The 22,363-nt window shown below is 39.5% G+C and carries 24 protein-coding genes; 19 read left to right on the top strand and 5 right to left on the bottom strand.

Translation table 11 applies throughout. The features are described from left to right. The first annotated feature begins 152 nt into the window (after positions 1-152). The 4 genes from ACXACJ_RS21475 (at position 153) to ACXACJ_RS21490 (ending at position 5,306) form a co-directional block, all read left to right on the top strand. On the top strand, positions 153-2,174 hold the full coding sequence (locus ACXACJ_RS21475; protein ID WP_475136488.1) for a histidine kinase dimerization/phosphoacceptor domain -containing protein: 2,022 nt from the start codon (positions 153-155) through the stop codon (positions 2,172-2,174). Between the two features lie 154 nt (positions 2,175-2,328). Then, positions 2,329-2,703: a response regulator gene (locus tag ACXACJ_RS21480; protein WP_475136489.1), complete on the top strand. Its 375-nt coding sequence runs from the start codon at positions 2,329-2,331 to the stop codon at positions 2,701-2,703. A 74-nt stretch (positions 2,704-2,777) separates the two neighbouring features. Next, positions 2,778-3,407 (top strand): response regulator, encoded by a 630-nt coding sequence (locus ACXACJ_RS21485; protein WP_475136490.1) that lies wholly within the window; start codon positions 2,778-2,780, stop codon positions 3,405-3,407. 360 nt (positions 3,408-3,767) lie between these two features. Continuing rightward, a complete protein-coding gene (locus ACXACJ_RS21490; RefSeq protein ID WP_475136491.1) occupies positions 3,768-5,306 on the top strand; it encodes a GH3 family acyl-acid amido synthetase in 1,539 nt (512 codons plus the stop codon). Here the strand turns inward: ACXACJ_RS21490 and ACXACJ_RS21495 are convergent. Then, a complete protein-coding gene (locus ACXACJ_RS21495; protein WP_475136492.1) occupies positions 5,292-5,891 on the bottom strand; it encodes a hypothetical protein in 600 nt (199 codons plus the stop codon). The genes ACXACJ_RS21490 and ACXACJ_RS21495 overlap by 15 nt on opposite strands. A gap of 242 nt (positions 5,892-6,133) precedes the next feature. Between ACXACJ_RS21495 and ACXACJ_RS21500 the strand changes: the two genes are divergently transcribed. Continuing rightward, complete coding sequence (locus ACXACJ_RS21500; protein ID WP_475136493.1) at positions 6,134-6,487, top strand: response regulator transcription factor; 354 nt, start codon at positions 6,134-6,136, stop codon at positions 6,485-6,487. Positions 6,488-6,491: 4 nt separating this feature from the next. Then, the gene (locus ACXACJ_RS21505; protein ID WP_475136494.1) at positions 6,492-7,868 is read left to right on the top strand and encodes a sigma-54-dependent transcriptional regulator; all 1,377 of its coding nucleotides are present in this window, start codon (positions 6,492-6,494) and stop codon (positions 7,866-7,868) included. 77 nt (positions 7,869-7,945) lie between these two features. Here ACXACJ_RS21505 and ACXACJ_RS21510 read toward each other — a convergent pair whose 3' ends face one another. Then, a complete protein-coding gene (locus ACXACJ_RS21510) occupies positions 7,946-8,569 on the bottom strand; it encodes a porin family protein (protein WP_475136495.1) in 624 nt (207 codons plus the stop codon). 134 nt (positions 8,570-8,703) lie between these two features. Here ACXACJ_RS21510 and ACXACJ_RS21515 point away from each other — a divergent pair, with 134 nt between their 5' ends. From ACXACJ_RS21515 to ACXACJ_RS21575, 13 genes are all read left to right on the top strand, one after another. Next, the gene (locus tag ACXACJ_RS21515; RefSeq protein ID WP_475136496.1) at positions 8,704-10,155 is read left to right on the top strand and encodes a two-component system sensor histidine kinase NtrB; all 1,452 of its coding nucleotides are present in this window, start codon (positions 8,704-8,706) and stop codon (positions 10,153-10,155) included. A 413-nt stretch (positions 10,156-10,568) separates the two neighbouring features. Beyond that, entirely contained in the window at positions 10,569-11,102 is a 534-nt protein-coding gene (locus tag ACXACJ_RS21520; protein WP_475136497.1) for a Dps family protein, read from the top strand. Between the two features lie 183 nt (positions 11,103-11,285). Continuing rightward, a complete protein-coding gene (locus ACXACJ_RS21525; RefSeq protein WP_475136498.1) occupies positions 11,286-11,477 on the top strand; it encodes a CsbD family protein in 192 nt (63 codons plus the stop codon). A gap of 16 nt (positions 11,478-11,493) precedes the next feature. Further along, complete coding sequence (locus ACXACJ_RS21530; protein WP_475136499.1) at positions 11,494-12,414, top strand: mechanosensitive ion channel family protein; 921 nt, start codon at positions 11,494-11,496, stop codon at positions 12,412-12,414. 31 nt (positions 12,415-12,445) lie between these two features. Further along, on the top strand, positions 12,446-12,847 hold the full coding sequence (locus ACXACJ_RS21535; RefSeq protein WP_475136500.1) for a sll1863 family stress response protein: 402 nt from the start codon (positions 12,446-12,448) through the stop codon (positions 12,845-12,847). Between the two features lie 118 nt (positions 12,848-12,965). Next, entirely contained in the window at positions 12,966-13,454 is a 489-nt protein-coding gene (locus ACXACJ_RS21540; RefSeq protein ID WP_475136501.1) for a hypothetical protein, read from the top strand. Between the two features lie 403 nt (positions 13,455-13,857). After that, on the top strand, positions 13,858-14,016 hold the full coding sequence (locus tag ACXACJ_RS21545) for a DUF1328 domain-containing protein (protein WP_475136502.1): 159 nt from the start codon (positions 13,858-13,860) through the stop codon (positions 14,014-14,016). Positions 14,017-14,222: 206 nt separating this feature from the next. Next, complete coding sequence (locus ACXACJ_RS21550; protein WP_475136503.1) at positions 14,223-15,212, top strand: DUF4382 domain-containing protein; 990 nt, start codon at positions 14,223-14,225, stop codon at positions 15,210-15,212. Between the two features lie 206 nt (positions 15,213-15,418). After that, positions 15,419-15,973 carry an RNA polymerase sigma factor gene (locus ACXACJ_RS21555; RefSeq protein WP_475136504.1) on the top strand — a complete coding sequence of 185 codons (555 nt, stop codon included), beginning with the start codon at positions 15,419-15,421 and terminating at the stop codon, positions 15,971-15,973. After that, positions 15,966-16,583 (top strand): hypothetical protein, encoded by a 618-nt coding sequence (locus tag ACXACJ_RS21560; RefSeq protein ID WP_475136505.1) that lies wholly within the window; start codon positions 15,966-15,968, stop codon positions 16,581-16,583. Before ACXACJ_RS21555 ends, ACXACJ_RS21560 begins: the two co-directional genes overlap by 8 nt. Continuing rightward, positions 16,538-17,167: an outer membrane beta-barrel protein gene (locus tag ACXACJ_RS21565; protein ID WP_475136506.1), complete on the top strand. Its 630-nt coding sequence runs from the start codon at positions 16,538-16,540 to the stop codon at positions 17,165-17,167. The genes ACXACJ_RS21560 and ACXACJ_RS21565 overlap by 46 nt, the downstream gene beginning before the upstream one ends. A 225-nt stretch (positions 17,168-17,392) precedes the next feature. Next, positions 17,393-18,346, top strand: coding sequence for a Gfo/Idh/MocA family protein (locus tag ACXACJ_RS21570; protein WP_475136507.1), 954 nt, complete (start codon positions 17,393-17,395; stop codon positions 18,344-18,346). 17 nt (positions 18,347-18,363) lie between these two features. Next, positions 18,364-19,143 (top strand): HAD-IIA family hydrolase, encoded by a 780-nt coding sequence (locus tag ACXACJ_RS21575; protein WP_475136508.1) that lies wholly within the window; start codon positions 18,364-18,366, stop codon positions 19,141-19,143. Positions 19,144-19,248: 105 nt separating this feature from the next. On the opposite strand, the gene ACXACJ_RS21580 is transcribed toward ACXACJ_RS21575, so the two are convergent. The 3 genes from ACXACJ_RS21580 to ACXACJ_RS21590 form a co-directional block, all read right to left on the bottom strand. After that, positions 19,249-20,070: a universal stress protein gene (locus ACXACJ_RS21580; protein ID WP_475136509.1), complete on the bottom strand. Its 822-nt coding sequence runs from the start codon at positions 20,068-20,070 to the stop codon at positions 19,249-19,251. Between the two features lie 144 nt (positions 20,071-20,214). Beyond that, positions 20,215-20,352, bottom strand: coding sequence for a hypothetical protein (locus tag ACXACJ_RS21585; RefSeq protein WP_475136510.1), 138 nt, complete (start codon positions 20,350-20,352; stop codon positions 20,215-20,217). A 171-nt stretch (positions 20,353-20,523) separates the two neighbouring features. Further along, on the bottom strand, positions 20,524-22,257 hold the full coding sequence (locus ACXACJ_RS21590) for a DUF885 family protein (protein ID WP_475136511.1): 1,734 nt from the start codon (positions 22,255-22,257) through the stop codon (positions 20,524-20,526). Between the last annotated feature and the right edge of the window lie 106 nt (positions 22,258-22,363).

Consider the following 22,363-nt stretch of genomic DNA (forward strand, 5'->3'; position numbering starts at 1 on the left):
TGTTTATCTTTATTAAAGATTATACTTTACTGTATTCAAGCCTCAAAATTCAGTCTTTATGTTTTGCATTCGTGATTCGGGCTCACGAAGGTAAATCTGTATAAAATGACGCTTTAAAAGGTTTGAATCAACGACCGACTGAACCTTGTTTTATGAAAATCAGACGACTATTTTTTCTGTGCCCGTTTTGTCTTTTGCTGTTTTCTAATGCTGCTTTTTCCCAAAGCAAACTTCAAAAACAAATCGACAGCTTAGATCAGATCATTCAACATACCAAAGATCAAGATTCTCTTCTTTCCCTTCTTTCTACCCAACTCAGTTTGGTAAAGCAAACCGATGATTTAAAGAAGCAGGCTTTGGTAGAAATGGCTCTGGGAAATGCTTCGGATTATGAAGGTGTTGCCATGGAAAGCCATCATAAAAATGCTTTGGCTATCTATAAAACCATCGCTGATACTTTTGGGATTATCAATGCTTATTACGAGTTGGCTGAAGCCAAACTTCTTCAAAATAACTATGACAGCACCAGAATTTATGCTGAAGAAGTGGTGGCTCTGTCGCTAGTCGATAAGGATACCGTCTCTTTAATCAAAGGCAGGTTGATGTTGGCGAGTGTATACAACCATTTGGCCTTGTATACGGAAGCCCTGAAGGAATTGAATCAAGGGAAAATTCTGGCAGAAAGTACTCCAGATAATGAAACCGTTTTGATTGATATATTGAATCGCGAGTTGTTCATTTTCTATTCTTTGGGCGAATACGACAAAAGTGCTGAAGACATTAGCCGAATTCTGGAGATTCTTAAACCAAAAGGAAATGCTAGAAGCTTAAACATATGGTCGAATAACTTAGCCAGTGTGTATTCGCTTTGTAATTGTGTTTCGTATGAAAAGCGAAAATCCATTCTAAAACAGTCTATTGCTTATGCTGAAGAGGCAAATTTCCCATATGGAAAAGCCTTCGCTTATAAACATTTGGCCGATGTACATAAAGATGCTGGCCAGCTCGATAGCTCAAAAGTCTACTTAGACAAAATTGAAAAGCTGCTTCCTCAAATCAATAAGAAGGATTTTACAGCTTTGGTGAGCATTGCTCAGGCTGTTTATTGGCGCAAAAACGGAAATAGAGATAATGCCATTCAGTATTTCACTAAGGCATATAACATTTGGGAAGAAATTGGGAAGCAGAAAGAGCAAATGGAAATTGCAGGCAATCTTTCCAGTTTGTATGAAGAAAAGGGAAATTTTACTCAGGCCTATAAGTACATGCACACTTATGTTAGCCTAAAAGATTCACTTTATAGCGAAGACAATATCCGAAACATCAAAGAGTTGGAAATGACCTATGATTTTCGCCAAAAACAAATCACGGATAGCCTTCGAAATCAAGAACAATTAAACAGATTGGCTTACGAGGCTTCTTTCCAAAAAAGAACCAAAAACCTTTTATTTATTGGTGTTTTCGTGGTTTTGATTGTCGCTATAATCGTTTACAAGAGTTTGGTAAGCCAAAGAAAGCTATCGCGTTTGTTAGCGATTAAATCCGAAGAAGTTGAAAATGAATTGAACGCCAAAAAGCTATTACTTACAGAAATTCATCACAGGGTAAAAAACAACTTTCAGATTCTTTCTAGCCTTTTGGAATTACAAGCCAGAGGAACAGATGATCAAGCTACTCGTGATTTAATTTCCGAAGGAAAAAGTAGAGTAAAGTCTATGGCTTTGATTCACAATCAGCTTTACAATACGGATAGTCTTAAAGTCAAGTTACTGGATTACCTAAAAAATCTCGTAACGGAAGTTCAGAAGTCGTTTGTAGGCCATGAATCAGAAGTTGACTATGATGTAAATCCTGACTACGATGTTGATGTGGACAACATGGTTCCATTAGGGCTTATTGCCAATGAGCTGATTACTAATGCTTATAAGTATGCGGGCTCTGTGAATCTGAAATTGACGATTAGCCTTTATACCGATGGGAATTATAAAGTACTTGAGTTTAAAGACAACGGGCCAGGTTTACCAAACAGCTTCGACTTGACTCAGACAAAGACCACCGGAATTTGGCTGATTTCTCGCTTGGCAATGCAGCTGCATGGTCGCTATGAATATGAATTTCAAGAAGGAGCAGTCTTCAAAATATACTTTTCTCAGAGCGAGTTTGTTGAGGCTTAATTAGAATAGGTAAGCAATTTCACTTCGAAAAAGCATACAACCGTTCATAGGAAAAATTGTCATATCCATATATTGTTTAATACTAATATTTAGTCTTTTAGGTCTATTTACCAGCAAATGAGCAAGGCTTAGTTTTGTTTTCGAATAAACATAAGTGGCGACTGCTCAGAAAACTGTTCTTATTGTTGAAAATGAAATCATCGTTGCCGATGAGATTGCAGGAATTGTAATTGACTTGGGGCTTTTGCCTCTTTTTCCAGCTTTTACATTTACCCAAGCCGTTCAGCTTTTTCAAACCACTTTGCCAGATTTAATCATTCTAGATATCCGTTTAGCTGGTGAGAAATCGGGCTTTGAATTTGCCGAATGGGTCTATACTTTCAAGGCTACCCCTATAATTTTTGTAAGTGTAAATGATGATTTGGCAACTCAAGTAAGAGCGAAATTGATGAATTCGTTTGGCTATATAACTAAACCATTTGAAGCTAACGAACTGAAAAACTGTGTATTAGAGGCTCTGAGAATATGAAAATGAACCTTTAGGTCTATTTACCCTACCAAAAAGGTCTGTTACCTTTCTCCTGTTATTATAACTTTTTAATTATGGCTAAGAAAATTTTGATCGTAGAAGACAATGAGGGGATAGCCGAAAATTTATGCGACTTGTTAGAACTGTCGGGGTACGACATTTGCCCGTTTGCCCCAACGTATGACGATGCCATTGATAAATTTCAGGAGTTTAACCCAGATTTAACCATTTTGGATATTAACCTTGAAGGTGATTTAACGGGCATCGATGTTGCAAATTTCATCCGCGAGCATTCCGATAGACCGTTTATTTATCATTCTGCTTCAGTAGCAAAAGAGACCTTAGAATTGGCTAAGGCAACAAATCCATATGCCTTTTTGGTAAAGCCTGTGCAGTTTATCAACCTGAAAACCACACTTGAATTTGCCATAAATAACTATGAATCGCAGGTTGAAGTAATTCCAAATGTAAAGGTAACGAGGCCAGCGCAGGCTGAATTGCCAAAGTTTACACCCACCGAACGAAAGATCATTAAGGAGATCGCTAAAAATCATTCTACCAAATTGATAGCCAGAAAGCTGGAGGTGAGCGAAAGCACAGTTAAGAACCACCGCCATAACATTTCTCGAAAATTGAAACTATCTGCTACTACACATGCGTTGGTAAATTGGGTTTTGAGCCATAAGGCAGAATTAAATATCTGAATGGCAGAAAAAAACATATAAAATTATAAAATAGACCTTAAGGTCTATTGGACAAGTAGGGCAAACCAATTACTTTTAATCCGATTTATATGGAATAGGACAAAAACAGAGCTATCTGTAATTTTTTTTCCTGAAAATTTAATTTCATAGAAAAATGTAGAAAGATATCATTGACCATGTAGTTGTGGATCGATGGACTATTGATTGAGGTAATAGTCGAATAGGAAAGCTGCCATAAGGGTGGCTTTCTTTTTTATATATATGTCTACACATGAAATGGAAGATACCCTAAAGCATTTATAAATTTTCCTTGGCAAAGGGATTGCATTATCAATTCCATTAACCATTTCATTTAACCATATGCCGCTCTTAGGAAAAATTATAAAGAAGACAATTGATGTCGCTAGCGACTTTTTTGAAGAAAGTCAGAATCCCGTTGAAGCTCAAGCCAAAGTGCTGGAAAATCTGCTTAAAACGGCTAAAAATACAGCTTTTGGCCAACGTTATCAATTCGATCATATTCTGGAATCACCTGATGTTTCCAAAGCATTTCGCAGTGCCGTACCCTGTTTCGATTATCATAGAATGCATGAGGAATGGTGGCACAAAACTGTGGAAGGAATTCCCGATGTTACATGGCCGGGAAGCCCCGAATATTTTGCTTTGAGTTCTGGTACCACAGGCTCAAAAAGCAAGCGGATTCCTGTAACTGCTGAAATGATTGAAACCATTCGTAAAACGGGAATTCAACAGATTATGAGCCTTTCAGAATATGATTTGCCAGAAGAGTTTTTCGAAAAGCAAATCATGATGCTAGGCAGTAGCACCAATTTGGAAGAACGCGATGGCCATTTAGAAGGCGAAATCAGCGGAATTAGCGCAAGCAATATTCCTTTTTGGTTTAAAGGATATTATAAGCCTGGAGAAGATATTGCCGCTATTGATAGTTGGGATGAAAGAGTGCAAACCATAGCCGAAAGAGCTTCGCAATGGGACATCGGAGCACTTTCAGGTATTCCTACTTGGATTGAATTGATGCTTAAAAAGGTGATTGAGTACAACGGACTTAACCATATCCATGAAATTTGGCCTTCGTTGTCTGTTTATACCACTGGAGGAGTTCCATTTGAGCCTCACCGCGAAGGGTTTGAGAAACTCTTGGGCAGACCGCTTTTATATTTAGATACATATTTAGCTTCCGAAGGATTTATTGCCTTGCAAGTCCATCCGAACGATGATATGTCGATGCAATTGGCGTACAATGGAGGGATTTATTTTGAGTTTGTTCCTTTTGAAGAACAGAATTTTGATGCTACTGGAGCTCCACATGAAGACGCTCCTGCCCTGTCGCTGGCCGAAGTTGAAGAAGGTAAAGAGTATGCTTTACTAATTTCTACGGTTAGTGGAGCGTGGCGCTATAGTATTGGCGATACTGTGAAAATTACCAATAAGGAAAAAGCAGAAATTAAGATTACGGGTAGAACCAAATTCTTTCTTAACGTAGTCGGTTCTCAGCTTTCTATGAATAAAATGAACGATGCTATTCGAGGTTTGGAAGAAAATTTCGAACTGGATTTTCCGGAGTTTACAGTAGCGGCAGTTCAATACGATGATGAATTTTATCATCATTGGGTTTTGGGAGCCGGTAAGCCTGTTCACATTGAAGAAACTAAATTGGCTGAAAAGCTGGATGAGTTGCTGAAGAGCGCAAATAAGAATTATGGCGTGGCCAGAAAGAAAGCTCTAAAAGGCGTTAAAGTGACCGTGGTAGATAAGGAAGCTTTCTACGATTGGAGTGAAAGGAACAAGAAGAAGGGTGGTCAGGTTAAAGTGGCTCAGATGCTGGGAGAGAAAGAAATGAAAGAATTCCTTTCATTTCTTGAATTAGACTTCAGCTAATTTCTCAGGAATTCTTTCCTCATCAGTATTTACAATCTCCATAATCTGCTGAGGACTTAAATACAACTTGCTGATCTTTCGCTTATATCTATTCGGAAGATCAGCATTGTTTATTATAAAGTTTTTGGTCGCTAGAATTTCATGTCTTAAACCATGGCGAACGGCAATTTCATCTGCAGTACGCTCGGCTTTTCTCATAAATTTTTTCGAAGTAAGATACTTCAGTCCAAACTTAATCAGGTCCATCAGCGATCTTTCTCGGTAATCCATCACATGACCAAGTTCATGGCCTAACCAACCAATCATAATGTTTTGTGGCAAAGTTTCAATTTTCATCAACTCGCCATCAATCACAAAGCGTCTTCTTATGAAAATCACGTATGAGCGATCTGCAGCATTTTTGAAAAAGGAAGGAATGGTTGGGCGCGCACTCATAACCGACTTGGTTTTGGTTTCGGCAAACCTAAACTCTATTCGCACCTCTTTGAGTTCGGGGTAATGAGAAAGTGTTTTTAAAATGGGTTCGCGTAAAGCTTCAGGAATGGTTTTTCCCCAAGCAAATGTGTTTAGCATTAAATTATCCATATGGGTTTTGGTTGAACGTTTCAAAATTGAGATTCGATTTGTAGTTTGGCCTTTTCAAAATATTTATCACCGAATTTTTGGGCGATAAACTCAGGTTTAAGGCGTTTAACAAACATTTTTGATTTTTCTTAAAGAAAATTCCGTGCCGAGCCTAACAATTTGGTTGTTTCTGTGCTTTACTAATTATTCTGTGTAGATAATTCCCCAAAGTGGAGCGCAGAGTTCATCAGGTTTTAAGAAATATGCAAGATTCCAGAAAGGTTGCAATAGTAGATGACGAAGAGTTTATTGGAAGAATGGTTTCTAAATTCCTAGAAAGAGAGGGATTTAGTACCAAGTATTTCGATCGTATGAACGCGGCTCGCGAGGACTTTTTAGAAACGCAGTATGATTACTATTTTCTGGATTTGAACTTGCCTGATGGCACTGGCTTCGATCTAGTTCCCATTATTAAGGAGCATACTCATAATGCTAAAATCATCATTATAAGTGCCCATGATGGGGTGGAAGAAATGACTAGAGCAGAAGCCCTTGGGGTGGATGACTTTATTCATAAACCCTTTAGTAAAAAAGCTATACTGGACACCTTAACATAAGTTGATGAGTAAAATACTAATTGTTGATGACGACAAGGATATTTGTCTGTTGTTGCAAAAATACCTGACCAAAAAAGGTTACGAAGCTTCTGTAGTAGATAGCGGTCGCGATGCCGAAGAATGGCTCAAGAAAAATGAGGTAGACTTGGTGCTTTGCGATTTTAAGCTACCTGACTACTCGGGTTTGGAGATGCTCCAAAAAATTAAAATCATCGATTCTAAAATCCAGGTGATTATCATAACGGGTTACTCCGATGTGAGAGTGGCCGTGGAGGCTTTGAAAAAAGGCGCTTTTGAATACGTAACCAAGCCTCTTTATCCCGATGAGATTTTACTTACCATTCAATCGGCATTAAACAAAAAAGAAGAGCCTGCCCATCCACGCGAAAAAATTAAGCGCGGTGGCAGTAATCGTAAAGATTTTGTGGAGGGAGTAAGTCCAGAAGCCCAAACCATTTCCCGACACATCGACCTTATTGCCCCTACCGACATGTCGGTGATTATTTTGGGCGAAACCGGAGTTGGAAAAGAATTCGTGGCCAATGCCATTCACGAAAAAAGTAAGCGTTCCGGACAACCTTTTCAGGCGGTTGATTGTGGCGCATTGCCTAAAGATTTAGCAGGTTCTGAATTATTCGGTCATGTAAAAGGTGCTTTTACCGGAGCTATTACCGATAAAAAAGGATGTTTTGAATTGGCCGATGGAGGAACCCTTTTCTTAGATGAAATCGGAAATTTAACTTACGAAAATCAAGTAAAGCTTCTTCGTGTTCTTCAAGAAAGAAAAGTAAAACCTTTAGGCGGAACCAAAGAAGTTCCGATCAATGTGCGCGTAGTTGTGGCCACAAACGACAACCTAAAGGAAATGGTAAAGCAAGGAAAATTCAGAGAAGACATTTTCCACCGACTTAACGAGTTTAGAATTGATGTTCCGCCTTTGCGAGAAAGACCTGAAGACGTAAAAGTGTTTGCAGAGTACTTCTTGGTTCAGGCCGACCGCCAATTAGATAAAGACGTGAAAGGCTTTACCGATGAAGCCATGGATAGACTCAAAGAATACACCTGGCACGGAAACCTTCGCGAGTTAAGCAATGTGGTAAAAAGAGCGGTGCTTCTTTGCCAAGATGATTATATCGAAACCATTCATTTGCCTCAAGAGATTGTTATGCCTGAGCTTTCTGAAGACAATGGCGTTATGGAGGTTTCCTTCAACGGAGAAATGCCTTCAGACCTAAAATCCGTGGCCGAAGCAGCTGAAAAGCGTGCCATTATGGAAGTGTTGAGAAGAACAAAAAACAATAAGAGTAAAACAGCAGAGCTGCTTAAAGTAGATAGAAAAACACTTTATAATAAATTGAAATCTTACGGAATTAACGTTTGATTTCTTTAAGCAAAAAACATTAAAAAGGCCATCTGAATTTTCAGATGGCCTTTTTTGGTGGTTGTGGTGAGGATATTTTATTGCATACCCAAGGCTAAGTAAAACTGGATCAACGAGTTTTTAGCGTCTCCCAATACAGCTCTTGAATTGTCGGAATTTGCAATTTCGGCTAGTCCCATGTTGTAACGAGCACCTACTTCGGCATTGCCAAAATTGATACCTACACTTCCTACAAATCCATAATCGAAATCTTTCAAATTATCTCGGTTTACTTCATCGTAAGAGCTACCAAAATCTCCATCGGTAGTAACGTTGGCACTAATCAGGTAAGAAATATACGGTCCGAAAGAAATATCCAATGCCGAACCCGCTTTCAAATCAAGCATTACCGGCAAATCGATATAGTTAAGGTTAAATTTGGCTTCCCCGTCAAAAGGTCCTGTGCTGTATTCAGATCTGTTTCCTTTTGTAGAAAAAAGTAATTCGGTCTGAATGGCGGCTGAAGGAGCAATTTGTGACTCTTTAAAAATACCCACACTAAAGCCTGGGCGTAAATTTTTATCATCAATATCTTCTGTATAGAAGTTACTTAAGTTGAAACTTCCCTTAATACCAGATCTAAATTCTTGGCTATGCGCCTTTTGTCCACACAGGCTCAAAAGTAGTAGGGAAAAAATGCTTGTTAATACAATCTTTTTCATGACTTTATGGTTTATTCGTTAAGTTTTAAGTACCATATGGAAAAGTTCATGCCACGCTAATTTTGTGGTATTGGGCCATTGTTTCACACATTTTGTGGGGAAAAAGAACCACGAATGAGAAAAAACCACCCTTTATGCTCCAAAGGTTAGCCAAGGATCCCGAGTTTGCAGAAATCATTCTTGCCAACTTACAATATGCCCCTTATGGCATTTTTACCTTTAAATCGTTGAGAAACGAGCAGGGTGAAATCTATGATTTTGAATGTGTGTTCATGAATCCCAAGGCAGAAGAAATCACGAAGATTCCGCGGGATGAAATGGTTGGCGCTACCTTGCTACAAAAAATGCCGGGCAATAAAGAAGCTGGCTTATTCGACCATTATTGCGCGGTAGTTGAAACAGGCGAGAAAAAGGTAATCAAGCAGTTCTACGAAGGAGAGCATTTTAATAACTGGTTCGAAATCCATGCCTTTAAAATGGACGATGGTTTTACCGTTAACTTTTTAGATGTAACCGCCTATGAAAATGCCTTGGGCGAAATAGAAGTAGCCGATTCTCGCTACAGACAACTTTTCCATGAATCCATAGATTGTATTTTCATTACTAACAATGAATTGTTGTTCATCGATGCCAACAATTCAATGGTGAAGACTTTCGGCTTTGAACGTGAAAAATTTAGAAATCTATCGCTGAAAGACCTTTTCAAGAATGAAGATGACTTTATCCGTTTCAATCGTGAATTCTACAAAAACGATCGGGTTATTGATTTTGAGGCAGAACTGGAATTGGCTTGTGGAAACATTGCCATTTGCCTTATTAATATAGTAGAGCTCTCGCATACCGAAGATGGCATTCACATGTTTCAAGGAATCATTCGGGATATTTCTCAGAAAAAAAGGGCGGAAAGGGAATTGCTTTGGGCTGAAAAACTAAGCATGACGGGCAAAATTGCACGAACCATTGCCCATGAAGTCAGAAATCCGCTTACTAACCTTTCCTTGGCTTTAGATCAACTCAGAGAAGAAATTCCCCCAGAGGTGGAAGACTCGGAGTTGTATATGGATATCATCGATAGAAATGCCAAGCGTATTGGGAATTTGATTACGGAATTGCTGGAATCGTCTAAACCTAAATCGCTGAGATTAGAACGTCTTTCTTTGAAAGACCAAGTTCAAACTACTTTGAAGCTGATATTAGATCGGTTGAAATTGCAGAAAATGGAATTGGTTGAAGATTATGACGAAAAACTACCGCTGATTTCCATGGATAGCGCTCAAATGAACATAGCGCTGCTCAATCTTTTTCTAAACGCGATAGAAGCCATGAAACCTACTGAAGGTAGGCTCACTATTAAAACGAGTGTTTTAGAAAATCAGGCTTTTTTAGAAGTGAGCGATAATGGTAAGGGAATACCTAAAGATGATATGGACAATCTGTTCGAGCCATTCTTTACCGCTAAAAAAGGAGGAATGGGCTTGGGCTTAACTACAGTTCAGAATATTGTAAAAAGTCATACAGGAAGAATTTGGGCCGAAAGCGAACTAGGGACAGGCACCACCTTCAAAATCCTTCTCCCCTTTAATTGAGTGATTTCCTAGAAAAGGGCATTTAACTGAATGTTCAATTAAAAAACACTAAATATGTTCCTCTTCAATCTAGCAGACTAGCAGAGGCCATTCCCCCTTTTTCGAAAAGGGGGCTAGGGGGATTAGAACAACCATATTTCATTACTTGAAAAGCCAATCCTCCCAACCTCTTCCGATGCCCAGAGACTTCGGGGCGGAACGCCAAGGAGGAGTGTCCGTGCAAACATCGTTGATCAAAATTTTATGGAGGTGCTCTTGCTAGGAAATTACCTTTAATTGAGGGCTCTTTTCCACACTTTTGTGTATGTCTTTGCTCAAAATTTTATGTTAAGTAGCCGCTATTGCCTATAAGTGCCTTGGAACGAAATTCGTGTCATAGTTATCAGTTGACAAAAAATAAATATTAAGACGATATGATAACTGAAAACGGAATTGCACAAAAAACGGAGATTAAGCCTACAACTCATAAACGAGTTTTCGCCCGATTGGGCTATACAAAAATGGAAACTGCTGAAATTGTAGAAGCCATGAATAAATTATTGGCCAATTACAGCGTCCATTATCAAAAGCTTAGAAACTTTCACTGGAATGTAAAAGGAGCCGATTTCTTTGACATGCACGAGCAGTTTGAGAGACAATACAATGATGCGAAAGTAGCCATTGATGATATTGCCGAACGCATTCGTGTTTTTGGCCAAACACCTTTAAGCACCATGAGAGAATATTTGGAATACTCTCAAATCAAAGAATCAGGTACAGATTTGACAGCAAAAGAAATGGTTTCGGAGATTCTGAAAGACTACGAGATTTTGCTTGAGTTCAAATTCAAAGTAATCGATGTAGCCTTGGATAATGGCGACAGCGGTACAGTAGATATGATGAATTCGTTGGTGAAACAAACAGAGAAAAATCACTGGATGTTTACTGCGTTTTCTAGAGAACAATAATTAAAAACTAAACTATTGAGTATGTAGAGGTGGGGTTATTCCCCACCTTTTTTTGTGTAAAAAATTCCACGCTTTTTCACCCAGTATTCTCAAAATGTTGCTCTGTAAGCTTAAAATGGCTGTTTTTGGCTTTGGTATGGTTCTTTCAAACTGAACGGTGAACATCAAAACTCAATTGACATTATGAAAAGATTTCTTCAAGGCAATTGGAGTCAGATCAGGGGAAAGCTAAAGAGAAAACACGCTGAACTTTCCGATGATGATCTGAAATATGTGGAAGGTAGGGAAGAAGAACTCTTAGGAAAACTGGAAGTAAAGCTAGACAAGAGTAGAACAGAAGTTATTTCAGAATTGAAAAGCTTAATAACTATATAAAATCACTGCCTAACACATGAATTTCGGGATATCAGACGCCATCCAAATTGTATCGAATAAACTAGAAAGCTGGTTAGAAACTCTAACCTCTATGTTGCCCAATATTGTGGTAGCCATTCTGGTCTTTCTGGTCTTTTACTTGGTCAGTAGAATTGTGAAATCAACATCGAAAAATTTGATTTCAAGATTTTCTGAACAACGCGCCATAATAGACTTGTTTTCTACCATTCTGGCCTTGGTCACTTTGATCATCGGCTTGGTTGTAGCCTTAAATGTGTTGCAGCTTACCAAAGCGGTTACGTCCCTTTTGGCTGGTGCGGGAATCATCGGTTTGGCCTTAGGTTTCGCCTTTCAGGATATCTCGGCCAATTTCATTTCCGGTATAATCATGGCCTTTAAAAAGCCGATTGTAGTTGGGGATATTATTGAAACGAACGGATATAGCGGCTTTGTAGAACAAATCGATCTGAGAGCCACCGTTTTAAGAACGTTTCAAGGGCTTCATGTCATTATTCCGAATAAGGATATTTTCCAGAATGCCCTTACCAATTATACACGAACACACACACGAAGAGTGGATTTAGAAGTAGGCGTTTCGTACGGAGACGATCTCGATAAAGTAAAAGATGTTGTTTTAAAAGCCGTGAGTTCAAATTCTCACCTCGTTGATGGCAAGCCTGTAGAAATGGTGTACGAAGAATTTGGAAGTTCTTCCATCAATCTGAAGGTAATGTTCTGGATAGAATACGGGCCGGAAAATCCCCAGTATTTAGGTGCCAGAAGCGAAGCCATTGTGGCGATTAAGAAAGCCTTCGATGAAAATGATATCATGATTCCATTCCCAATCAGAACCTTGGATTTTGGAATTAAAGGAGGAGAAAAGCTGGCTGAACAACTTGAATCGAAAGAAATTAAACTGTTACCAAAACATAAATAGAAAAGTAAATCACAATTAAACCCCTATAATCATGAAAAGAACATTCAAAATCATAAGTGCTTTGTCGCTATCATTATTCCTTTTATCAAGCTGCGACAATAACAGAAGAACAAACGATCATTTTGAAGATGAAAGATCGGAAATGGCTCAGAAGCTGGATAGAGCTGAAGACGATATCGATGAGATGATTGACAATATTGACGACAGATTAGAAAAAGCAGGAGATGATACCCGCAAAGGTTTGGAAAATGCTCGTGAAGAATTGGTAGAACAAAAACATGCCATTCAAGAAGCAGCTGATGATGTTGCCGATGCAACAGAAGATGCTTGGGAAGACACCAAAGATGCTGTTGAAAAAAGTTATGACAAAACCGTAGATGCCTTGGACGATGTTAGAAACGACATTGCCGATTGGTTCTCTACTAAATCATAATATCAAACATCCAAACTAACTCAAAGCATTAAAATCATTTGGCTCTATATACTGTTAAACCCATCAAAAGATGGGTTTACTCAGGGCCTTAAGTTCTTTAATCAAAAAAAATAAACAGATGAAACGAATTATTATTTGCGCATTCGTAGCCATGCTCGCTTTTGGCTTTTCAAATCAAGCTAAAGCCCAGGACTACAACACAGCTGTTGGACTTCGATTTGGAGGAACCAGCGGATTAACAATTAAAACCCGTGGATTTGAAGGTATTGTTGGCTTCTGGGGAAATGGCTTTAGCCTTACCGGACTGGCCGAAAAACATACTATGGCTTTCGATTCTCCTGATGTAAACTGGTATTACGGATGGGGTGGACACGTAGCATTTTACAATGACGGAGATCCAAGATACGATTACGGTCGTGGAGACAGAAGATATGACGATTCCGAAGTAGGTTTCGGTATTGATGGTATAGTTGGGCTGGAGTTTTCTCCAAGAGAAATTCCTTTGGCGTTTAGCCTGGGCCTCAAACCATTTCTAGAAATAGACACAGATGGCGATTTACATGCCGCACCCGACCCTGCAATCGGTATAAAATTTATAATCAATTAATTCCTGTTGAGGTAGATTGTTGAGTTGAGAGGCTCCTTGTTTCAAGGGCCTCTTTTTTTGTGTTTGGTAGAAAGTAATTTCTTCTTGCCTCTTTTAGTGATTCCTTTTCTCCTTCAGTTTGGTGTTTTCTCTTCAGAAGGAATTTTTATTGAAGGGCATTTTCAAACTGTGCTCAAATTCTCTTCAGCATAAGTAATCGAACGAACATTTTTTAGCGTATCAGTTTCTCCTCTTTTGTTGAAAATATACCCGCATGCGCTCACTGTTTCGGGGTGCAATTTCCCCAGTTTCCCCATTTAAATGTGTTTTTTTCGGTCAAATTCGCTGTTTTTGGCTTTGGTGAAGTAATTGCCATTTAACCAGTACAAACAAAAAAATCAAGTTTCATTAAAATCTAATAATCATGTTATACTGGTCAATAGTCTTTTTCATTGTAGCCATAGTTGCTGCGCTATTTGGTTTCAGAGGAATTGCCTCGGCCTCTTCAGGCATCGCCAAATTCTTGTTCTTTATTTTCATTGTATTATTTATTCTATCACTCCTTTATCAAGGTTTCGCGTGATAGCCCAATCATAAAAGAAATCGGAAAGCGCCAGCCCGAAAGCGGAACACCAGAGGCAAATCGTCCATCAAATGGAACAGTGTGAAATGAAAATGTAGAGCGAACGCTACATTTTCAAGCCCAAAACCCCTCTAATTTCTCAATTCAGCAGTTGGTCAGCTTTTTGGATAAACCCTAAACGTTAAATCAAACAAACTTTAATTGATATGAAAAATTTAAAAACAATAGGTTGCGGACTTCTTGCCGCGCTAACACTAGGATTCACAACAAGCTGTAGTGATGATGACAATTCTGGAGAAATGTCAGGTACAGGTTCTGCCACTTTCGAAGTAGCAGATGCTCCAATCGATAACGCTGAAGTAAGCGGTGTATTTGTAACTATTACTAATGTTGAAGTTAACGGAGAAACTGTTGATTCATTCAATGGCCCTATAACTGTTGATTTATTGGCTCTTCAAAAAGGTAAAACTGAGGTGTTAGCTACTGACGATTTGAACGCGGGTACTTACAATGACATTACTTTTACTTTAGATTTAGCCACTGACGAAGACGGAAACAGCCCAGGTTCTTATGTAATGACTACCAGTGGTAAGCAAGCTCTAGAGTTGAACGGAGAAGAAAAAGTTGAATTGGTAGCTAGCGGTTCTTACGATATTATGGCGAATTCTACCCAAAACATTGTAGTTGACTTTGACCTTAGAAAAATGATTAAGGAAGAAGATAACGGTGCAATGGAAAGCGATAAATATACTTTGGTTTCTAAATCAGAAGCTAGTGCTGCCCTAAGATTGGTAACTAAGCAAGAAGCTGGTAACATTATGGGTTCTGTAGATATGTCTGGTTTCGAAGGTGCTGACAAAGTAATCGTTTATGCTTACAAAAAAGGTGAGTTCGATGCTGATGCTGAAGCGCAAGGTCAAGGAGAAAGCAATATCAAATTTGCTCATGCAGTTTCTAGTGCTGTTGTAGATGGTAGCTTAACCGGTTCTGGTAGTTTCCAACTTTCATATATGGAAAAAGGAGATTACGAATTAGTGTACGCTGCTTATAACGAAAATGAATTCACCAGTGAATTAGACTTTTCAGCGCTTATTAAATCTTCTTTGAGTGCTGAAGGCGAAATGGGAGATGAAGTTTCAGTTTCTGCAAACGCTAACGTAAACATCTCTTTGTCACTAACTTCATTGTTTGACTAAGAAATACCCCAATCAACATAGATCTTTAATCAAAGGGAGATTGCCTAACAGCAGTCTCCCTTTTGTTTTTTTATTCTGTTCACCTCTTGTCTACCCTGTTGTAGACCATTTGACTTATGAGTAAATTGATCTTAGCAAAGAAATTTTAAGTGCTTTACGCAGCCTTTTCTGTCTTACCGAAGTACGGTAAGCGAAAGGGGCGGCAATTGACTAAGATTGAAAAGCTTTTGGAACTGATTATTGAGGGCTGTAAGCAAAACGACAGGCAAAGCCAACAGCAGTTGTATAAAGATTATTACAGCTATGGCATGAGCATTTGTATACGCTACACTGGCAACGAAACCGATGCTGTGGAAGTGCTCAACGATGGCTTTTTAAAAGTATTCAAAAACATTAAAAAGTTTGAAAGCGACAAGCCCTTTAAGCCATGGCTTAGAAGAATCTTGGTCAATTCCTGTATAGACCACATCAAGCGAAACGCTAAACATAAATTCTTGGCCGATATTACCGAGGCAGAAATTGCCCAGTCGACCGGTGAAGCTCCCGATCATAATCTCAATTATGAGGAAATTCTAGCCAGAATTGGGAAATTGTCTCCAGCTTATCGCGCTGTTTTTAACCTTTATGTGATTGACGGTTTTAAACATCAAGAGATTGCCGATAAATTGGGGATTACTGAAAGTACTTCAAAAGCAAATTTAACCAGGGCCAAGGCCATTTTAAGGGCGGGTCTTCAGAAGGAGGTGTTCAAATATGGATGAGGCGAAAGAACCCGAAGATCGGTTAGAACAGTTGGCGAGAGAAGCAGCTGATAATGCGCGGTTTGAATTTAATCCGGGTGCATGGGAGGCCATGGAAAAGAAGCTGGACGCTCCGAATAGAAAGCCATTCGCTTGGTGGAAATGGCTATTGCCTCTTTTGCTTCTAGGCAGTTTGGCAGTTTTTCTGCTAAAACCCAATACTGAAAATCAACAACCCAAAGCTAACCAGAAAGGTGAAAGTTCAAGCATTGATTCAACCCAAAACAAACCTAATTCAGTAGAAAGCGATTCTAATTCTACAGAAAAAAATCAGGTAGCCGAAAATGCTCAAAAGGAGGGTGCTTTCGATTCCGACAGTGATTTGCCAAAAAATGAGTCATCAGCTTTGGCGAATGTTGATAGAAGCTTTAATACTGATGAAGCAAAAAATAACAGTCTCAGTAATTTAGTGCCAACTGAGGATTCAGAACTTGATAGTTTTATTAGTCGAACGAATGACCTACAGGCCGCTCCAATTATTTGGCTGGCTTTTGTAGAAAGCCTGAAGGCTCTCCTCAAATGGTTTTGCCTCAGCTCATTCTTTACAAAGAAGATGAGATTGATTCCATGAAAAGCCCAAAATGGGCTGTTTCTGTATTTGCTTCCGCTGACTTTAGCACTACCCGATTAGATGGTTTTTCCAAACCAGGAACTATGGCAGGTATAGCTTTGGAATATTATTTCAATCAGCGATGGAGCTTTCAAACTGGAGCCGTTTTTTCAGTGAAAAAGTATACCGCGCTAGGTTCAGAATACCAGAACCCTTCATGGGCTACTTATTACGACATCACGAATATTAATGCCACCTGTAAAGTGGTAGACATACCTTTGAATGTCCGCAGATATTTCGCTACCCAAAGCGGAGATAATTTTTTCGCGTCTACTGGGATTTCTTCTTACCTAATGCTTTCCGAGGATTATGATTACCAATACGAAGGCTATCATCCTAATTGGCCCGATCACTATGGAGTCAAAAATCAAAACCAGCATTATTTGGGAGTATTGAATCTTTCTGTTGGTTATGAACGCATGTTGACTTCTCATTTGATCTTAGGCCTAGAGCCTTTTGCTAAGGTGCCTTTGGCGGGCGTTGGTGTGGGTAAAGTCAAGTTATTGAGCTTTGGCGCCAATTTGTCGCTCAAATTGAGGCACTGAGCAAACTTCTTTTAACAAAGCGACTTGTAATCAGTTAAATACATAAATCAGCAGCGGTTTTTAACAATAAAAAATCGCGCTAGCGGTTTTATTAATGTGCGGTATAGCAAGTACTGTATGTTTTGGTTGAAGAGAGAGGTTGCCTATTCAGGCGGCCTCTTGTTTTTTAAGCGTTCTTAATCCGAAAACCGCTGAGCTTACGCCAAAAAATTAGTTTCTTTAAACATGAACTGGGGATTTATAGGTTTCGGGAGAATTGCCCGAAAATTTTTAGAGAGTTTAAATGTAGTTGACGGAGAAGTGGCTTATGCTTTTGCTTCACGATCTAATGCCAAAGCATTGCAAAATGAGTTTCCTGAAGTTAAAGTATACAATAGCTACGAAGCGCTGTTGGCCGACCCCAATGTTGATGTAGTTTATATCAGTACAACCCATAATTTTCATTGCCAAAACACGATTGATGCTTTGCTGGCTGGAAAACACGTGCTTTGCGAAAAGCCAATGGGAATTTCTTCCAAAGAAATATCCGCTATGATTGAAGCCGCAAAATCATCGGGTAAGTTTCTTATGGAAGCCATGTGGATGCGCTATCTGCCAGCATATAAAGAGGCCATTTCAAGAGCCAAATCGGGAGCAATCGGAAAGGTGAAATCAGTGACCGCCAACTTCGGATTTAATTCTCCGGAAAAGCTTTCGGATGAAGGCCGTTTGCTCAACCCAGATTTAGCTGGTGGAGCTCTTTACGATGTGGGCGTTTATCCCCTCACCTTCGCTGCAGATTTGTTTGGCTGGCAGCCCGATAGCTTTAAAGCTTCAGCCGAAATTTCATCTACCGGTGTTGATGAAAGCATTTATTTGCAGTTGGACTATGGCAATGAACAAGTGGCGCAATTGGCGGCTAGTATTACTTTAGTTACCAGCAAAGAGGCCTATATTTATGGAGAAGAAGGATTTATCCATCTTCCATTTTTCTGGAAAAACGAAAGTTTTACCATTCATAAAGGAGACGAAATTGAAACAGTGAATCTGCCGTATACAAGTACAGGCTATGCTCATGAAATTGAAGAAGTAGCAAGATGTATAAAGGCTGGAGAAAGCGAATCACCGTTGTTCACCCTTAACGATAGCTTAATGAGTGCTAAGTTGGTAGAGAACATTCTTTCTTCCATATTCAAGTAAACTAAAACCAAAACAACATGCCCAAAGGCTTTTTAATTGATCAGGACGGAGTTATTTATGTAGAAAACAAAATGATTCCGGGAGCGGATAAATTTGTTGAAACACTTCAAAAGGAAAATATCCCTTTCACTTTTATGACCAATAATAGCCAGCGAACGCCTTTGGATGCGGTTAGAAAGTTGGCCAAAATGGGGATTCATGTTGAAGAAAGTAATGTGTACACTAGTGCCATGGCAACGGCTCACTTTATGGGGCAGCAATTTCCTAACGGAACGGCCTATGTTTTGGGTGAAGGTGGACTAATTTCAAGCCTTCATGAGCATGGTTTTACATTGGTTCAAAACGATCCCGATTTTGTGGTAGTGGGCGAAGGCATCAATTTTACGTTAGAAATGGTGAGAAAGGCCATCGACTTTATTTTGGGCGGTGCAAAGCTAATCGCTACAAACTTAGATCCTTCACCAAGAAAGCCAGGCTGGAATAATTTGGGTATTGCAGGCATAGTTTCTATGATTGAAACCGCTACTGGAAAGCAGGCTTTTTCGGTAGGTAAACCAAGCCCTGTAATGATGCGCCAAGCGAGAAAATACATTGGTTTGGCAACAGATGAAGCTACCGTAATCGGAGATACATTGGCAACCGATATTCAGGGTGGAGTTCAGGTGGGCTATAACACCATTTTAACCCTTTCAGGAATGTCGAAGCGTGAGAACTTGAATGACTTTCCTTTTAAGCCAGATATGGTGGTAAATTCTATTGCTGACATCAAACTTCCGTTGCCTTGGTGGAAAGAATAACCCCCTGAGAACATCAGAGGGTTTAGTTTTTCATCTTTGTTTGGCCAAAGAACAACGCGTTACAATGACAGTGTCTTTGTGATCTTATCCGAAAGCCTCACAATTTTATTCGTGAACAATCATTAAAGGCATAGGAATGTCAAGCATCATGCGCTTGGTTTCGCTGCCGTGAGTGATTCTGTCGATAATGTTGTGATGGCGCGCAATCATGGCCATTAAATTGATTTTCTCTTCCTGAGCAAAGGCCACCAAACCTTCTTCTACATCGAAATCTCTTCTAAAGTGGAAAGAGTGTTTCACCTTCTTCAGGTACTTTTCTAGCCCCTTCGCAATTTCAATTTCATCATGTTCCAAAGCCGGATCTTGGTCAATGTGAATAATACAGATTTCAGCATAAAAAGCATTGGCTAGCTCAATTATGGGCTGCAAAGCAGAAGCTTCCGGTAAGCTTTTATAATCGCCCGCAATGGCAATTTTTGTCATTTTGCTGATGTCAGAATCACATGGCAAAGCAATGATTGGATGCTTAATATGCTTCATAAGGTGATAGGTGTTGCTGCCCAAAAACGCTCTTTGTAGCCCACCAGCGCCTTGGGTTCCCATGATTACGAAGGCAATGTCGTGGGTTTTAATCAGGTCTTCCACGTTGTCCATCAGAACTCCTGCTTGTATATCGGAATGAACTTTGACTTTGGTGTGCTTTGCAATTTCTTTAATCAGTTTATCTACCCTTTTTTCTGCTCCTTCGCGCAAAGTGTCCATTTCTTCACCCACCAAGCCGGGAGTACTTTCCGCAATCGCTACAGGTAAAATATAAGTATGGTGAATAATCAGTTCCATGTTAAGGCGCTCGGCCAAAAGGGCTGCATTCTGAAGTGCGTTTTCAGCGCATTCTGAAAAATCTATAGGTACAATGATCTTTTTCATGACATAGGTGTTTTAGTCGTTCTTATCTGTTTTAAAAGTAGGCCAAAAGCCAGTGGTTTTGCGTGATGCGCATCAACCAGATTTATGATTTGGATCATAAAAGAAGTATGGCCTCACCTTGTAAACGAGCTAAATGCGAGTATGTTAATCCTGATTCTTTTTGAAAAGAAATAGCGTTGTGAAAGCGATCAGAGCCAAGCCAATGGTGAGCAGGCAATAGTTGGCTAAAGTCATAAAAAGTGCATAACCAAAGAGGTCATCATGGGGCCTTCTCCTTATCATTTCTGAAAATGAAGCTATGCTTTCAGCATGCAATAAAAAGTATCTGAGCCATAAGGCTAGAAGCCCGGCCAAATAAAGTCCTATAATCCGAAGGGTGCGTTTCACGAAAAAGTGGAGGTAATAAAAAAGCCATTGTTTAAACTAGACAATGGCTTTTTGGTAGTGGATTTTCTATTTATTGTAGAACTTCCAATTGGTTTCAAAGTTCTTCTTCAGTTTTTGATCAGTGAGAATGGCCCTCACCATTTCTACAGGCATGCTGTTTTCATGCAATACCGCATCGTGATATTCTTTTAGGGTCATTTTGCCGCTGTCCACCAATTCTTTCTTAAGGGCATAAAATTGCATTCCGCCCGTCATGTAAGCTAACTGGTAAAGTGGGCCGTAATTGGCCGTAAACGATCTGCGTACTTCACCAGCAGCATTGGCGCGTTCGTGGCCTACTCTATCCACCAAGAAATCGATACATTGTTGAGGCGTCCATTTGCCTAAGTGGTAGTTTAATGAGAATATAATGCGCGCGCAACGGTGCATTCTCCAGAAAAGCATTCCGATTTTATCTTCAGGGGATTGCGGAAAGTCCATATCCCAAAGAAGCAATTCCCAATAAAGTGCCCAGCCTTCCGTCCAGAATGGAGTTCTGTAAAAACGGTATTCTTTGTATCGATTGTTCATAAATCCTTGCAAATGGTGACCGGCAATCAGTTCGTGATGAACCGTAGCGCGAGAGAAATGAGGGTTGTTGCCGCGCATACTCATCAGTTTGTCTTCATGCTCCATTTCATCTGTTGGGTAAGAAATCTGCAGCGTTTCTCCTCCTAAGAAGAAAGGGCTAATCAGTTGTCTTTCAGGAGAAATCATCGACATTCTCCAGCTCTCTTCAGCGATTGGTGGAATAGTCACCAAATCATTTTTCTTAAGGAAATCAACCGACTCGTTGTACAATTTAAGCATCGCTTCAGGTTGATGGCCTTCAGGAACGAAGGACATTTTTACCTTTTCTTGAGCCTTTTTCCAATCATTGCCAAAGCCCATTTCTTGCGAAGCTTTCAGCAATTCAGCATCGCACCAAGCGAATTCTTTATTGGCGATTTCTACCAATTCTTCCGGAGAATAAGGAATCATTTCGTACTTCAACAATCGGGTCAGTTCTTCTCGGCCAATCGGATTGCCAATAATGCCACTACCATCGTCAGGAGGAAGTGTGCTTTTATCTACTTGAGCAGTAAAGAGCTTAGAATAATTGTCCAATGCCGTATTCAGCGCAGCATATGGTTTTTTAACCCACCAAGTAAATTGTGGGTCGTAACCTTCATAAAACTCATAAACACTGGTTAATGCTCTTTTGTAACCCCAAATTACGCCAGCAGCCCTGGAAGTCAGGTTTCTTGGGAAAGTTGGGTTTTCTTCCTTCAGTTTGATAGAAATCGCTTCGATTTGATTTACGATATCATTGAGTTGAGCCGCAACTTTATCGCCTTCCATGTGATGGCCTCTTCTTCGCTTTTTTTCAATCTCGTATAACGGAGTTCCGAAATCAATCCATGATTTGATCTGATTGTATTCTTTCTCTTCAACATCAAGATCAAACAGATTTTCATCGATATATCTTTTAGTAAGTAAATAATCTACTTGGCCTCCTGTAGAGAATTTATTGAAGGGCATTTTCTCCATTTTGGCCGCTTCATTTTTAAAGAATTCCCTAAAACGTTCTCTTCTTTCAGGCGAATTGGCCACGGTATAAAAACGCGAAAGGCTTCCGTTATCTGCCCTAAGCTGAACCATGTATTCATACATTTCAGTAACCGCAGGAGTTTCTGATTTGGACTGAAATGCGTTCAAAGGAGAACAAACAACAAGGGCTAAAAAGAGTGCCCAAAGTGGTTTAAAAGTCGACTTCATCATTTTACGTAAGGTTGAAAAAGTAAAATAACGATAGTAAGCTGAAGTTCAATCTATTACTTCTCAGGCAGCCTGATTATTTGGATAAGTGGTATTGACTTGAAGCAAG

This window comes from Roseivirga sp. AWQ4_251 (genome assembly GCF_056158225.1).

What these genes read in the sequence shown, in the direction of transcription:
- ACXACJ_RS21490 (WP_475136491.1), top strand. Translation starts at nt 3,768, where the DNA reads ATGCCGCTCTTAGGAAAAATTATAAAGAAGACAATTGATGTCGCTAGC.
- ACXACJ_RS21530 (WP_475136499.1), top strand. Translation starts at nt 11,494, where the DNA reads ATGAATTTCGGGATATCAGACGCCATCCAAATTGTATCGAATAAACTA.
- ACXACJ_RS21570 (WP_475136507.1), top strand. Translation starts at nt 17,393, where the DNA reads ATGAACTGGGGATTTATAGGTTTCGGGAGAATTGCCCGAAAATTTTTA.
- ACXACJ_RS21545 (WP_475136502.1), top strand. Translation starts at nt 13,858, where the DNA reads ATGTTATACTGGTCAATAGTCTTTTTCATTGTAGCCATAGTTGCTGCG.
- ACXACJ_RS21525 (WP_475136498.1), top strand. Translation starts at nt 11,286, where the DNA reads ATGAAAAGATTTCTTCAAGGCAATTGGAGTCAGATCAGGGGAAAGCTA.
- ACXACJ_RS21520 (WP_475136497.1), top strand. Translation starts at nt 10,569, where the DNA reads ATGATAACTGAAAACGGAATTGCACAAAAAACGGAGATTAAGCCTACA.
- ACXACJ_RS21540 (WP_475136501.1), top strand. Translation starts at nt 12,966, where the DNA reads ATGAAACGAATTATTATTTGCGCATTCGTAGCCATGCTCGCTTTTGGC.
- ACXACJ_RS21500 (WP_475136493.1), top strand. Translation starts at nt 6,134, where the DNA reads ATGCAAGATTCCAGAAAGGTTGCAATAGTAGATGACGAAGAGTTTATT.
- ACXACJ_RS21475 (WP_475136488.1), top strand. Translation starts at nt 153, where the DNA reads ATGAAAATCAGACGACTATTTTTTCTGTGCCCGTTTTGTCTTTTGCTG.
- ACXACJ_RS21485 (WP_475136490.1), top strand. Translation starts at nt 2,778, where the DNA reads ATGGCTAAGAAAATTTTGATCGTAGAAGACAATGAGGGGATAGCCGAA.
- ACXACJ_RS21505 (WP_475136494.1), top strand. Translation starts at nt 6,492, where the DNA reads ATGAGTAAAATACTAATTGTTGATGACGACAAGGATATTTGTCTGTTG.
- ACXACJ_RS21510 (WP_475136495.1), bottom strand. Translation starts at nt 8,569, where the DNA reads ATGAAAAAGATTGTATTAACAAGCATTTTTTCCCTACTACTTTTGAGC.
- ACXACJ_RS21580 (WP_475136509.1), bottom strand. Translation starts at nt 20,070, where the DNA reads ATGAAAAAGATCATTGTACCTATAGATTTTTCAGAATGCGCTGAAAAC.
- ACXACJ_RS21590 (WP_475136511.1), bottom strand. Translation starts at nt 22,257, where the DNA reads ATGATGAAGTCGACTTTTAAACCACTTTGGGCACTCTTTTTAGCCCTT.
- ACXACJ_RS21560 (WP_475136505.1), top strand. Translation starts at nt 15,966, where the DNA reads ATGGATGAGGCGAAAGAACCCGAAGATCGGTTAGAACAGTTGGCGAGA.
- ACXACJ_RS21535 (WP_475136500.1), top strand. Translation starts at nt 12,446, where the DNA reads ATGAAAAGAACATTCAAAATCATAAGTGCTTTGTCGCTATCATTATTC.
- ACXACJ_RS21575 (WP_475136508.1), top strand. Translation starts at nt 18,364, where the DNA reads ATGCCCAAAGGCTTTTTAATTGATCAGGACGGAGTTATTTATGTAGAA.
- ACXACJ_RS21550 (WP_475136503.1), top strand. Translation starts at nt 14,223, where the DNA reads ATGAAAAATTTAAAAACAATAGGTTGCGGACTTCTTGCCGCGCTAACA.
- ACXACJ_RS21515 (WP_475136496.1), top strand. Translation starts at nt 8,704, where the DNA reads ATGCTCCAAAGGTTAGCCAAGGATCCCGAGTTTGCAGAAATCATTCTT.
- ACXACJ_RS21585 (WP_475136510.1), bottom strand. Translation starts at nt 20,352, where the DNA reads ATGATAAGGAGAAGGCCCCATGATGACCTCTTTGGTTATGCACTTTTT.
- ACXACJ_RS21495 (WP_475136492.1), bottom strand. Translation starts at nt 5,891, where the DNA reads ATGGATAATTTAATGCTAAACACATTTGCTTGGGGAAAAACCATTCCT.